At 54.9% G+C, this 12,851-nt stretch carries 14 protein-coding genes; 12 read left to right on the top strand and 2 right to left on the bottom strand.

Features of this window, described 5'->3' with window-relative positions:
* Window positions 1–4: 4 nt before the first annotated feature.
* A complete protein-coding gene (locus ACB042_RS11605; protein ID WP_100646788.1) occupies window positions 5–391 on the bottom strand; it encodes a type IV pilin protein in 387 nt (128 codons plus the stop codon).
* A gap of 95 nt (window positions 392–486) precedes the next feature.
* Here ACB042_RS11605 and ACB042_RS11600 point away from each other — a divergent pair, with 95 nt between their 5' ends.
* From ACB042_RS11600 to luxS, 8 genes are all read left to right on the top strand, one after another.
* Window positions 487–1,029 (top strand): GspH/FimT family pseudopilin, encoded by a 543-nt coding sequence (locus ACB042_RS11600; RefSeq protein WP_100646787.1) that lies wholly within the window; start codon window positions 487–489, stop codon window positions 1,027–1,029.
* Window positions 1,020–1,643, top strand: a complete 624-nt coding sequence (locus ACB042_RS11595) for a PilW family protein (protein WP_123173786.1) — start codon at window positions 1,020–1,022, stop codon at window positions 1,641–1,643. Before ACB042_RS11600 ends, ACB042_RS11595 begins: the two co-directional genes overlap by 10 nt.
* A gap of 1 nt (window position 1,644) precedes the next feature.
* Window positions 1,645–2,742: a PilX N-terminal domain-containing pilus assembly protein gene (locus ACB042_RS11590; RefSeq protein ID WP_100654563.1), complete on the top strand. Its 1,098-nt coding sequence runs from the start codon at window positions 1,645–1,647 to the stop codon at window positions 2,740–2,742.
* 12 nt (window positions 2,743–2,754) lie between these two features.
* Window positions 2,755–4,854 carry a prepilin-type N-terminal cleavage/methylation domain-containing protein gene (locus tag ACB042_RS11585; protein ID WP_371178445.1) on the top strand — a complete coding sequence of 700 codons (2,100 nt, stop codon included), beginning with the start codon at window positions 2,755–2,757 and terminating at the stop codon, window positions 4,852–4,854.
* A 73-nt stretch (window positions 4,855–4,927) separates the two neighbouring features.
* A complete protein-coding gene (locus ACB042_RS11580) occupies window positions 4,928–6,550 on the top strand; it encodes an NAD+ synthase (protein ID WP_371178444.1) in 1,623 nt (540 codons plus the stop codon).
* Between the two features lie 9 nt (window positions 6,551–6,559).
* Complete coding sequence (gene glnB / locus ACB042_RS11575) at window positions 6,560–6,898, top strand: nitrogen regulatory protein P-II (protein WP_005308848.1); 339 nt, start codon at window positions 6,560–6,562, stop codon at window positions 6,896–6,898.
* Window positions 6,899–6,957: 59 nt separating this feature from the next.
* Window positions 6,958–7,551 (top strand): hypothetical protein, encoded by a 594-nt coding sequence (locus ACB042_RS11570; protein ID WP_371178443.1) that lies wholly within the window; start codon window positions 6,958–6,960, stop codon window positions 7,549–7,551.
* An 18-nt stretch (window positions 7,552–7,569) separates the two neighbouring features.
* On the top strand, window positions 7,570–8,079 hold the full coding sequence (gene luxS / locus ACB042_RS11565) for an S-ribosylhomocysteine lyase (protein ID WP_005340462.1): 510 nt from the start codon (window positions 7,570–7,572) through the stop codon (window positions 8,077–8,079).
* Between the two features lie 325 nt (window positions 8,080–8,404).
* Here luxS and ACB042_RS11560 read toward each other — a convergent pair whose 3' ends face one another.
* Window positions 8,405–9,043, bottom strand: coding sequence for a type II secretion system protein (locus ACB042_RS11560; protein WP_255911988.1), 639 nt, complete (start codon window positions 9,041–9,043; stop codon window positions 8,405–8,407).
* A 41-nt stretch (window positions 9,044–9,084) separates the two neighbouring features.
* On the opposite strand from ACB042_RS11560, the gene ACB042_RS11555 reads away from it, so the two are divergent.
* The 4 genes from ACB042_RS11555 to deoC all read left to right on the top strand — a co-directional run bounded on the left by ACB042_RS11555 (window position 9,085) and on the right by deoC (window position 12,850).
* Window positions 9,085–9,858 carry a TatD family hydrolase gene (locus ACB042_RS11555; RefSeq protein ID WP_368167556.1) on the top strand — a complete coding sequence of 258 codons (774 nt, stop codon included), beginning with the start codon at window positions 9,085–9,087 and terminating at the stop codon, window positions 9,856–9,858.
* A gap of 222 nt (window positions 9,859–10,080) precedes the next feature.
* Window positions 10,081–11,355 carry a NupC/NupG family nucleoside CNT transporter gene (locus ACB042_RS11550; protein WP_005340466.1) on the top strand — a complete coding sequence of 425 codons (1,275 nt, stop codon included), beginning with the start codon at window positions 10,081–10,083 and terminating at the stop codon, window positions 11,353–11,355.
* Window positions 11,356–11,480: 125 nt separating this feature from the next.
* Window positions 11,481–11,651 carry a XapX domain-containing protein gene (locus tag ACB042_RS11545; RefSeq protein ID WP_005340467.1) on the top strand — a complete coding sequence of 57 codons (171 nt, stop codon included), beginning with the start codon at window positions 11,481–11,483 and terminating at the stop codon, window positions 11,649–11,651.
* Window positions 11,652–12,076: 425 nt separating this feature from the next.
* Window positions 12,077–12,850 (top strand): deoxyribose-phosphate aldolase, encoded by a 774-nt coding sequence (gene deoC / locus ACB042_RS11540; RefSeq protein WP_368167554.1) that lies wholly within the window; start codon window positions 12,077–12,079, stop codon window positions 12,848–12,850.
* Window position 12,851: the final 1 nt, after the last annotated feature.

Below are 12,851 nucleotides of genomic sequence, written 5' to 3'. Positions count from 1 at the left end.
TCAGTTACCAGCAGGCGGCAGGAGTCTTGGTGTCGGCCTTGTTGATAGTCAGGGTATCACAGGCCGTATTGCCGGCCTTGTCGCCGACCTGGGCCCCCTTGCTGGTGGCTACCAGTGTGTAGGCGGTGGCGGTGGCGCCAGAAATGCTAAAGGTGTAGTGGTCGCTGGTTGGGTTGCCCACACTGGCTATCGCACTGCTGTAACTGGCATTGGAGATGCGAAATTCTTCCTGTTTGAGCTGCATGGTCAACAAGCCCTTGATGGCATCGGCTCGACGAGATTTACGCAGACCGTCGGTAAAGCTCGGGTAGGCGACAGCAGCAATAATGGCAACAATGGCAACGACCACCATCAATTCCAGCAGGGTGATTCCAGATTGTTTGATTCTCATGGGCGCGGCAGGGTTCGTTAAACAGGTAGATACTATAGGATAGCACTGACCTCATACTCTACTGGCATGTGCGAAAAGAAAGGAGTCTTTAGCCAATGGAATGCGCAGAAGGCCGCTCAGCCGGTTTTACCGTGATTGAATTGATGATCGCTGTCGCGTTGGTCGCGTTGCTGCTGACCGTGGCGATCCCCAGTTATCAGTCATTGCGCCAGGAGCAGATGGTCAAGGCGGCTACTCAGGCCGTATACACGGATATCATGCTGCTCAAGTCAGAGGCGATCAAACGTAATCGCACCTTGCAGTTTATTATCTTCAACAGCGGTACCAGTAACTGGTGCTATCGCATCAGTATTGATGGTGACAGCAGCTGTGCAAGCTGCAGCGATACTTGCTCCAGCTTGGAAGGGCGCAAAGGAGCTGACGCTAGTGAATTCCCCGGGATTATCCTGACGGGCTCATATGCCGAGAGTGCCAGCAACACTCGGCCCATCACCTTCTCACCCCGTCGCGGTACTTTGCCAAGCGGCAATATTACGGTCACCTCGTCTAATGCAAGCATGAAAGTGATCACCAGCAATCTGGGTCGAGTGAGAACCTGTGCAGTCAGCAGTGTGATCGGGGAGGTTGCATGCAATTGAAGATGCGGGGCTTTAGTCTGGTCGAGCTGATGGTGGCTATGGTGGCTGGTTTGCTGCTGGTTGCCGCAGTGACATCATTGTTTGCCACCATCCTCAAGGCTAACTATACCGCCATGCAGACCAGCCGTTTGAATCAGGAAGTACAGGCTCTGACCGACATGATCGCTCGGGACATTCAACGGGCCGGTTATGACGCCAACGCAACCCAGTTTCTTGCAGCCCCCTCTGGCAGCCGATCCAGTTTCTACTTTGATACCGTTACAGACTTGATGAATGAAACAGCTACCGGTTCCGGTTTGTATACCTGTGTCAGAGTGCGTTATGACAACGATGGGAACGGTGTGTTGGGCACAGATGACACCTTGGTATACAGCTATCTGAGTGCTGATAAAGGAATCAAACAGGGAACTGGTTCCACAACATGCGGTAATGGCACTTTTATTTCGACCGATGACACCATTGAGATCACCGGGATGACGCTGAAACTGTTGCCGAGCAGTCAGGGCAGCGGGGCACGAGCGCTGCAACTGATGGTGAGCGGTCGTTTCAAAGCGTCGCCTGCGCTGACCTTGACTCTGCAGCGCGATATCAAATTGCGTAACGACGGGTACTGAGATGAAGCGACAGTCCGGTTTTACAACCTTTACCATCACTCTATTGCTGGTGTTGATCCTGCTCGGTATCTCGCTGCTGGTTGGCAAGATGCTGGTTGCAGATCGGCGGGTAACGCTCAATGAGGTGCTCTATCGACAAGCGATGGCGATGGCTGAGGTGGGCCTGGCTGATGGACTTGGGCGGCTGGCTCTTGATCCCACTTGGCGTACCAGCGGGGCAACAACCACTTTAACGACTGGGAGCTACACATTGTCATCTGTTGACGATGCCGCTATTACGGTGGGATCTGTGGCGGTGACCCCCGTCATAGTGCGTTCCCAGGCGACGTTAAGCAATGATCAGGCCCAAGCGGTAGTAGAAACCAAAGTCGTTCGGTTCAGTGTGTTGGCCGGCACTCCTGCGGCTCCCTTGACTGTTGCTGGTGGTATGGCAGTGGGGGGTAATTTTACCATTGTGGCCAACCCAAATGGTGGCGGTCTTGGCGTTCCTCTGTCGGTCTGGACCAATGGTAATGTCGACCTCATAACTGGTACGGGGCAAACCTGTCATCAGGGGGATTATAACGGGGGGTGCTCTGCCAATATCAGCCAGAAAGGGGATAAACAGTCAGATATCAAGGACAACGATACGGCTTTCCCGACCGATTTGGTCTGGTATCTATTTAATGAAAAGGATGATGCGACAGGTTGGTCAAATCTGGAGGCTAGAGCGACCCAAAAGTTGACCGATTGCAGCAGCCTTGGCCCGACGTCAACGGGTCTTGTCATAGTGGATGGTGATTGCAAGCCTTCTGCGAATGTTGGCTCTGTGACCGCACCAGTCATTCTGATCGTGCGTAATGGCAATCTGGCAGTGAACGGTAATACCGTTCTGTATGGCCTCGTGTTCGCTTACTCATCAAATCCAGCTTCTGCAGCAACGGATGTGAAGTTGACGGGTGGCGCCATCGTAAACGGCGCTATGGTTGCCAACTATCAACTGGGTAATGCCAATGGTACCTATGATGCCAAGTACGATGCCGGTGTTTTGAGCAATATATCGAATGGCGCCTCTTTTCAGGTCGTTAATCAGGTGCCTGGTAGCTGGCGGGATTGGTAGAGGGAGATGGCGATGAATAGGCAAAAAGGATTTGGCCTGCTTGAGATCCTCATTACTCTGGTTGTGCTGGGGGTGGGGATAGTTGGACTGGTTGCAATGTCTAAGTCAGGGTTGATCATGTCGCAAGATGGTCGCCGTTATGAGACTGCTATGCGTCTGGCAGAGTCCAAGCTTGATGAGTTTCGCAATTTTAATAGTGTGGTTACCGCAACAGCACCACTGACGGCTTACAACCAAATCTCATCGGCAAGTGCTGCAGTGACCATGTCGGGGGATCCTTACTCCCTGACCTGGACGGTGACCAACCAGTATTTGAATGGCTCTAACTGGCAAAATACAGCGCCAGTTGGTTATCGTCTCAGCTATCCGGGACGCAAGGCAATTATCGTCAGCGTTGGCTGGACCGATAGCGAAGGACAGGCCCAAACATTACAACTGGCAGGCAATGTTTCACCAATAGAGTCTCTAAGCTCGGCGCAGCTTGATGGTGGATTGGATACAACCCGACAGGGGCCAAAAGTTAATTACACCCCTGGCGTGGCGCCAGATGTTATCTCTGTCGAATTGGGAGATGGCAACAAGCAGGAGACCAGCAAGCCCTTACCTACCGTCACCTCCAAAGATGGTCAGGTTGGAAAATTGGTGCAATTTGAAACCGTTACATACAAACCTGAAGCCGGTGGCAGTACCCAGCAAGTCTTGCAAGATATGGCATCCGTCTCTTGTTCCTGTAGCTTCGATGACAACCTGAGCTCTTATCTGCCTGGCCAGGTCTACAACTCGGCGAGCAACCAACTCTATTGGAAGGCAGGTGCGATGCAGAGTAAACCCACGGGGTCTCTGGATAACAGTATCAATGGCCAGCCGGCCCTATGCTCTAGCTGCTGTAAGGACCATTTCGATGGCAGCGGGTCGAGTTTTAGTAATTTCTATGCACCATTGAATACATCAAGAGTTCGTTACAACAGCTCTCTGAATGCGGTGACCAATGGTAAATATGTGGATGCGTGCCGCTTTGTCCGGTTGGATGGTTATTACCGTCCATTGCCGGACTGGAATCTGGTCAAAGTAGTCGTAACTACCGCTGATTTTTTGGCCAAGCCAGCAAATCAGGCCAGTTATCAGAAATACATCAAATATGTGGTCAAGACCTATATTGATTGGCAAAAATCGACGCTGAGGTGGGTGAAAGGGGCCTCTGCCACCTTGCCGACCATCACCGATTTTTCAACCTGGCTGGCTACCAATGCAGAAGCTGGAGGGAATACTACGACCGGGATCACAGTGAGTACCGGGACGGCGCAGCTTATTGCTCGAGGCATCTATGTGGATGTGCTTGACCCCGTCTATTTAGCCAATATTGATACCAGTTCAGTCGATTACCTAACCAAAGTACCCTTTCAGGATATCAACCTGACCATGCTGGCGGAGTGGTCAATGGGACCGTTGACTCAACTCACAGGTAATGCCACGGATTATGTTGCTGTGACCAATGAAGCGGTCAAAACCGTGGTTGATCTCAATAACTACTACTTCGGTAGTTATAGCCGAGGCTATATGACGGCGAAGAAGTCGACCAAAGATAGCAATCAGGTTCTGCGCGACGTGACCGTGCGAGTCACTGCATATCAGGGGAATTCGGGGATCACCGCATCCTTGATCTCCGCCAGAGACCAGTCACTGGCATTGACGGCAGATATGCTGGTCAAGGTCGATGCGGCGCAGCAGACCGTGCCAACCATCAAGGTGAGTGGGCGAATTCAATGTTTGGAACGTGGCAAGGGGAACAATAATCCTCCCCCCGAGGCATGTGGCAAAAATTCTTTCAGCAATTTGAGCATCAGCACACCAAACTCTGGTGCGACTTGCCGTATTGATTACCCACAGGCGAATAATCAACCGGCAGCATATCTGTGTGAAGCGTCTGAGAATTCAACGTTGGTTATCAATCTCTCATACACCAACCAGGGCAGCACCACCTTTATGTTGCAGCCATCTTCTTTCAGCGTACAGATGACCCCTCAGTCCAACAACCAAGTGCTGAGTGGCCCTTGCTCGCTGCTGGTGGACAACGGGGTGACCAATGCAACCAGTCTGACTTGCACCCGTTAAGCCTTGGGCGCTGGCACAGCCAGCGCCTTTTCTTTATCATTCCCCATCATTTTCGAATTCAAGATGCATCGCCATGGCAAAAGCCCTCTCTCTGATGCTTGCCCAGTTGAATCTGACGGTAGGCGCCATCGAAGATAACACTGACAAAGTGCTCGCTGCGGCAGCTCAAGCCGAACAGCAAGGTGCCGATCTGCTGGTCTGCTCCGAGCTGGCCCTCACCGGTTATCCACCGGAAGATCTGTTGCTGCGTGCCGACCTGATGATGCGGGTCGAAGCCGCGTTGGCTCGTGTTGCCGAATGGCAGGGCAACTGTGCCATTTTGGTGGGGCATCCCTGGCGTGAAGGGGAGGCACTCTATAACGCCGCCTCCCTCTATGAGCAGGGCAGGCTGATTGCTCGTTACTTCAAGCAGGACTTGCCCAACTACGGCGTGTTTGATGAGAAGCGCTACTTCACTGCGGCGACCGAGACCTGCGTGGTGCCGTTTCGTGGTCACCAGCTGGGCCTGCTCATCTGCGAAGATTTGTGGCAGCCGGGTCCGGCGCTGGCCGCCAAGGCGGCGGGGGCCGAGCTGCTGCTCACCATCAATGCGTCGCCATACGATCAGGATAAACCCTGGATCCGCCGCGAACTGATGGCCGAGCGCTGCGATCAAACCGGTCTGCCGCTGGTCTACCTCAATCAGGTCTGCGGTCAGGACGAGCTGATTTTCGACGGCTGCTCCAAGGTGTTCAGCAGCCAGGGTGAGTTGACCCACAAGCTGGCCCCGTTTGCCGAAGAGCTGGCGCTGGTACGTTTTGCTGATGGCCAGCCGGTGAAGGAGCGGGAACCCGCTGCGCCGCTGGAGCCGTTGGCCGAGACCTATCAGGCGCTGGTGCTGGCAGTGCGCGACTATGTTACCAAGAACGGTTTCCACGGTGCTGTGCTGGGTCTATCCGGCGGCATCGACTCGGCGCTGACGCTGGCCATTGCGGCCGATGCCATCGGTGCCGACAAGGTGCAGGCTGTGATGATGCCGTTCCGCTACACCGCCCAGATGAGCGTGGAGGATGCCAAGGAGCAGGCCGAGCGGATGGGGGTTGAGTTCAACATCATCTCCATCGAGCCGATGTTCGAAGGGTTTATGGCCCAGCTAGCGCCGCTGTTTGAAGGCACTGCCCGTGATACTACCGAAGAGAACCTGCAGGCCCGCTGCCGCGGTGTGTTGCTGATGGCGCTCTCCAACAAACGTCGTCGTATCGTGCTGACTACCGGCAACAAGAGCGAAATGGCGGTCGGTTATGCCACGCTGTACGGTGACATGGCGGGCGGCTTCGACGTGCTGAAAGATGTGCCCAAAACGCTGGTCTTCAAGCTGTGCGAATATCGCAACTCAGTTGACTACGTGATCCCGCAGCGGGTTATCGACCGCCCCCCTTCGGCAGAATTGGCGCCGGATCAGGTGGATCAGGACAGCCTGCCCCCTTACGACATCCTCGATGCGATCCTCAAGCGTTACGTGGAAGAGGATGCGTCCGTGGCCGACATGGTGGCCGAAGGCTTCGAGGAAGCGGTGGTGCGCAAGGTGATCCGGCTGGTGGATCTCAACGAATACAAGCGCCGTCAGGCGGCGGTCGGGCCCCGTATTACGGCTCGCAACTTTGGTAAGGATCGCCGTTACCCCATTACATCCGGGTTCGGCAAACAGAACTGGTAAGGAGTCACCATGAAGAAGATTGAAGCCATCATCAAACCGTTCAAGCTGGACGATGTGCGCGAGGCCCTGGCCGAGATCGGCATCAACGGCATGACCGTATCCGAAGTCAAAGGCTTCGGCCGCCAGAAGGGCCATACCGAGCTCTATCGCGGCGCCGAATATATGGTCGACTTCCTGCCGAAAGTGAAGGTGGAGCTGGTGGTGCAGGACGAGGATCTCGATGCCTGCCTGGAAGCGATCCAGAACACCGCCCGTACCGGCAAGATTGGTGATGGCAAGATCTTCGTCTGCGAGGTGGAGCGTGTCATTCGTATCCGTACCGGCGAAGAGAACGAAGACGCGATCTGACCTTGGCTATCTCTTTACCTGACCAGCGGCGTGAAGTGCGGCCTCATTTGATGGGGTGGATGCGTTTTGCTGTGGTCGCCAGCCTGTTGGCGGGCCTGACTGCCTGTAGTACCCGTCCACCGGCTCAGCCGGAGAGTCTGTGCCAGATCTTTCGCGAGAAGCCGGACTGGCACAAGGCCGCGCTCAAGATGAACGAGAAGTGGGGGACGCCGATCCATGTGGTGATGGCCATGATGTATCAGGAGTCCTCTTACGTACATGATGCCCAGCCGCCGATGCAGTATTTCCTCTTCATCCCGACCGGGCGGGCCAGTTCGGCTTATGGTTATGCTCAGGTCAAAGATGAAACCTGGGCGGATTACCAGCGGGAAACCGGCAACAGCTGGAGTGACCGCGATGACTTTGCCGACGCCATCGATTTTATGGGTTGGTACACTAACAAGGCCCAGCGGCTAAATGGCACCTCCAAGTGGGATGCCTATGGCCAGTACCTCAACTATCACGAAGGGTGGGGTGGCTACCGGCGTGGCAGCTATCGCAGCAAGGGGTGGTTGATGAAGACCTCTCGCAAAGTGGAAGCTCGCGCCCAGCGCTACGGCGCCCAGTACCGTCAATGCAAGGATCAGCTCTCCCGTGGGGGCTGGTTCTGGTAACCAAATCAGGAGTCAGAAATGCCGTTATTGGACAGTTTTACCGTTGACCACACCCGTATGGAAGCGCCAGCGGTGCGTGTGGCCAAGACCATGCAGACCCCGAACAAGGACACCATTACCGTGTTCGACCTGCGTTTCTGCGTACCGAATCAGGAGATCCTCTCCGAGCGCGGTATCCATACGCTGGAGCACCTGTTCGCCGGTTTTATGCGTGATCACCTGAACGGCAATGGCGTGGAGATCATCGATATCTCCCCCATGGGTTGTCGTACCGGTTTCTACATGAGCCTGATCGGCGCGCCGGACGAAGCCCGTGTTGGCGCAGCCTGGCAGGCGGCCATGAGCGACGTGCTGACCGTGCAGGATCAGGCCAAGATCCCCGAGCTGAACGAGTATCAGTGCGGCACCTACAGCATGCACTCGCTGGAAGAGGCGCACGCCATCGCCCGTCATGTGCTGGAGCGCGGTATCGGCGTCAACCATAACGACGAGCTGGCCCTGCCGGAAGAGAAGCTGAAGAGTCTGTGAGGCTGATGAGCTGTCGCTCATTAGGTAACCTCTTCAGGTAATGTTAAAAGAGCCGGTCAGCCATGCTGACCGGCTCTTTTTTATTCCGCCCGATCGCGGTTATGGGGATCACTTGCTCCCCTTGCCGACTCTGATTAGGATGGTTTTTAACCTGAACCTGTTGGCGGAGGTGTGACGATGAAGGGGGTATTGCTGCGTTGGCTGGCCCGTTATGACGCGTGGTGCGAGGAGTGGGGGCTCACTCAGGAGAACCGGCGCTGCTGCACGCCGGTTCGTTATGATGATGATTCAAGCAAAGAGCGAGCTTGCGCAGAAGAGGCTGAGCTCAATCAAAATTGCGGGTCACGGCACCGGTAACGCTGTTGTACTCGAAGCCGAGGCCATTTCGATAATCCGAGCTGGTCTGGAAGCGACCAATTGAGTCGCGCAGGATATAGCGGCAGTTGTTGTGATTTATATTGGGCTCATCTTCGTCTGCATAGCCTGTCGTAATTATGGTGGATAGGTAATCAACACCGTCTGGAATAACAACGTCAGTAGGGTCTATGCGGGCAGCGGTTTGGCCGCCATCAAGCAGATCGGTCAAGAGCAGTTTACAGTCTGACGGGTTGCTAACCGATATATGGTTACCAGAGCCAGGTTGATAAGGGGTGTCTACCGGTTTGTTGTAATCTTCTTCGGAACCCACCGGCCAACCATAGCGATTGATATCCAATTTGCCTTTACCAAAGCTGCTCAGATTGTAGAGCGCGATTGCTTGTCCCTGCATTTTCACCGCCCACCCAGCATGAGCCAGCTGAACTGCGCTGGCAAAGCTGCCTGCGGTCGCCGAGACCGTGCTTTTCAGGGCATCATCCTTGATATTGATAAAGCGGGGCAGGGCGGTGACGGCCAGGATCCCCAGCACTATGATCACCAACACCAGTTCAATCAGGGTAAAGCCGTTGTTTTTGTTGTTCATCATGTTCAATGACCCATTAAATACCGCAAACAGGTGTGAGTGATATGCAGCTGATAGATACCCATTGCCATCTCGACTTTCCGGTGTTTGACCAGGACAGGGAGGCACTGCTGGCCCGTTGTCGGGCATTGGGGGTGACGGAGTATATCATTCCTGCCATCGCAGAAGATAACTGGACTCGTGTGATGGCACTGGCAGAGCAACATGACGGCCTCTTTTATGGTCTGGGCGTTCATCCCTGGTATGCCGGTGAACAGCGTGAGGGGGTGATGGAGCGGCTGCGAACGCTGGTGATGAGCCAGCCTGTCGGGCTGGTGGCCATAGGCGAGTGTGGGCTGGACCTCCGTTCTCACGTGCCTCAGGAGGGGCAGCTTGCGCTGTTTGAGGCTCAGATCCGGCTGGCTGCCGATGTCGGGCTTCCCCTGATGATCCACTCGGTGCGTGCCAATGACACTGTGGCCAAGCTGTTGCGCCGTTTCAAGCCGCCTCGTGGCGGGGTGATCCATGCTTTCAGCGGTTCGTTGCAGCAGGCGGAGGCTTTCTGGCAACTAGGCTTTCGACTCGGGGTGGGCGGGGTAATCAGTTTTGAGCGGGCGAACAAGACGCGAGAGGTATTTCGGGCCATGCCGCTCGAGGCCCTGGTGCTGGAAACTGATTCGCCCGATATGCCCTTACAAGGTGAGCACGGCACCCGGAATACCCCGGAAGCGCTGCCGAAAATAGCGGAAATATTGATGACCTTGCGGGAGGAATTATCGGCAGATGTTGCCAAGGTGTTATTTGAAACTGCCCGGCATATTTTCCATCACGACCAATAGCTATGAAACAAATTCGCAACACCTGATTTAGTTGTCAGGAAAAAAAATGAGCGTAAAAATCGTTTGCTGTCTAATTTTGTGACACTTGGACATTTTGATAACGATAAAATGTGACCAGCATTCTATTTTATCGGACTTTAATTAGTATAATGCGCTCCCCTTGATTAGTTGGGTTTAATAACAACTCGCTAACAAGCCAGGTGCTACTAGAGGAAGATAATAATGAATTTGTTCATGGGTCTGGTAGGGATGGCGACGCTCGTCCTTATCGCGGTGCTGTTCTCCAGCAATCGCAAGGCAATCAACGTGCGTACCGTTGTCGGTGCGTTCGCAATTCAAGCCGGTCTGGGGGCGTTTGTACTCTATGTTCCGGTTGGTCGCGATATCCTGGTCGGCGTGTCCGACGCGGTATCCAGCGTGATCAGCTATGGCCAGAACGGGATCGACTTCCTGTTTGGCGGTCTGGTCAGCAACAAGATGTTTGAAGTGTTCGGTGGCGGCGGCTTTGTCTTTGCCTTCCGTGTTCTGCCGGTCATCATCTTCTTCTCTTCCCTGATAGCAGTGCTCTACTACCTGGGCATCATGCAGATGGTCATCAAGTTGCTGGGCGGCGGTCTGCAGAAAGTATTGGGTACTTCCCGCACCGAATCCCTCTCTGCAACCGCCAACATCTTCGTCGGTCAGACCGAAGCGCCGCTGGTGGTTCGTCCTTACATCGCCAAGATGACTGACTCCGAGCTGTTCGCCGTCATGTGTGGTGGTCTGGCTTCCGTTGCCGGTTCCGTACTGGCCGGTTACGCCTCCATGGGCGTGAAGATGGAGTACCTGATTGCTGCCTCCTTCATGGCTGCACCGGGTGGTCTGCTGTTCGCCAAGCTGCTGGTTCCCGAGACAGAGACCCCGAACTACGACGAAAGCTCTGCCGATGCCGAGCTGGATGACAAGCCTGCCAACGTCATTGACGCTGCTGCTGCTGGCGCTTCTGCCGGTATGCAACTGGCCCTGAACGTTGGCGCCATGCTGCTGGCCTTCATCGGTCTGATCGCCATGATCAACGGCATCTTCTCCGGTGTGGGTGGCTGGTTCGGTTATCCGCAACTCTCTCTGGAACTGCTGCTGGGCTGGATCTTCTCCCCGCTGGCCTTCCTGATCGGTGTGCCCTGGAATGAAGCAGTGGTTGCCGGTTCCTTCATCGGTCAGAAGCTGGTAGTGAACGAGTTCGTGGCTTACCTGAACTTCGCTCCGTACCTGAAAGACGAAGTGCTGATCAACGGTGTGGCCATGTCCGATCACACCAAGGCGATCATCTCCTTCGCGCTGTGTGGTTTTGCCAACCTCTCCTCTGTTGCCATCCTGCTGGGTGGTCTGGGGTCCATGGCGCCGAACCGCCGCGGCACCATTGCACGCTTTGGTCTGAAAGCCGTACTGGCTGGCTCTCTGTCCAACCTGATGTCTGCCACTATCGCAGGCTTCTTCCTGGCACTGTCCGGCATGTAATCGCCGCCTGACTGACAGGGTATAAACACGAACGCCACGGCATCTGCCGTGGCGTTCGCGTATGGAGCGGTGACAACCGTTTTCCTATCTAAACTAATAATAAAATGAGTCAAATCGGAGGTTATATGAATGAAGTGCTACTGGCGATGGTGGCCGGCTTTATAGTTGGTTTGTTGTTTTCTTTCCTCAAATTGCCGATCCCGGCGCCTCCCGTTTTGTCCGGGGTAATGGGGATCGTCGGGGTCTATCTGGGGGGATTGGCCTACTCCTGGATCCTGACCCGTTTCTTTTCGTAAGGCTTTTTTAGACCTGGATTTGCCAGATGTGAGGTACCTCTGAAATTGGCAAATCCGGCTTGCAAACAGGGGGTATCTCGGCTGAAATAGGCGTTGCCAGCAGGGTGCTGGCAATGACTAATACTCGATGAAATCGGGTGTTGGCGGTCAAATGGAATTGATTGGGAAGTCGGGTCAGATGTTGTCGGCCTTTCTCAAGTCTTCATGGAACCAAGTCCGCACTTTTGTAAGAAAGTGACAGGGCTCTTGCCTTATTTACAGTCGCAGTGCCTGCAGGGTGTTTTGAATAGCATCCCGATAGTGCCGGTGCCTTCGCACTGTAATTCCATTCCCGTATAGCTGGGGGATTACTGCCTGTGCATCCATCGCTGGATGGTATGGTGGTGCCCGGTTATCTGGATTAAATCGAGACTTTGGAGAACAGAATGACTGATCTGAAAGTGGCCGCTCAGCGCGCCCTGAACCTGATGGACCTGACCACCCTGAACGATGACGACACCGATCAGAAGGTGATCGACCTGTGCCACAAGGCCAAGTCACCGGCTGGCCTGACCGCCGCCGTCTGCATCTACCCCCGTTTTATCCCTATCGCTCGCAAGACCCTGCGTGAGATCGGCGCTGCCGACGTACGCATTGCGACCGTGACCAACTTCCCGCACGGCAACGACGACATCGAGATCGCCGTGGCCGAAACCCGTGCCGCAGTCGCCTACGGTGCTGACGAAGTGGACGTGGTGTTCCCGTATCGCGCCTTCATGGCTGGTAATGAACAGATCGGTTTTGATCTGGTCAAAGCCTGTAAAGAGGCCTGCGGTGCCAACGTGCTGCTGAAAGTGATCATCGAAACCGGCGAGCTGAAAGAAGAGGGGCTGATCCGTCGCGCTTCCGAAATCTGTATCGATGCCGGTGCCGACTTCATCAAGACCTCCACCGGCAAGGTGCCGGTCAATGCGACCCCAGAAGCGGCACGCATCATGATGGAAGTGATCAAGGCCAAGAATCCGAAAGTCGGCTTCAAGCCTGCTGGTGGCGTGAAAGATGCCGCCGTTGCCGGTCAGTACCTGGCCATGGCCGAAGAGATCCTCGGCAACGACTGGGTATCTGCCCGTACCTTCCGCTTTGGTGCATCCAGCCTGCTGGCCAGTCTGCTGGCCACTCTGGGGCATGGCGACAAGCCAGCCAACACCAGCGGTTACTAAT

This window comes from Aeromonas sp. S13(2024), assembly GCF_041402405.1.
Classification (GTDB): Bacteria; Pseudomonadota; Gammaproteobacteria; order Enterobacterales; family Aeromonadaceae; genus Aeromonas; species Aeromonas veronii.
Note: the sequence above shows the minus strand (reverse complement) of the source record. Positions and strands in the feature narration are given on the sequence as shown.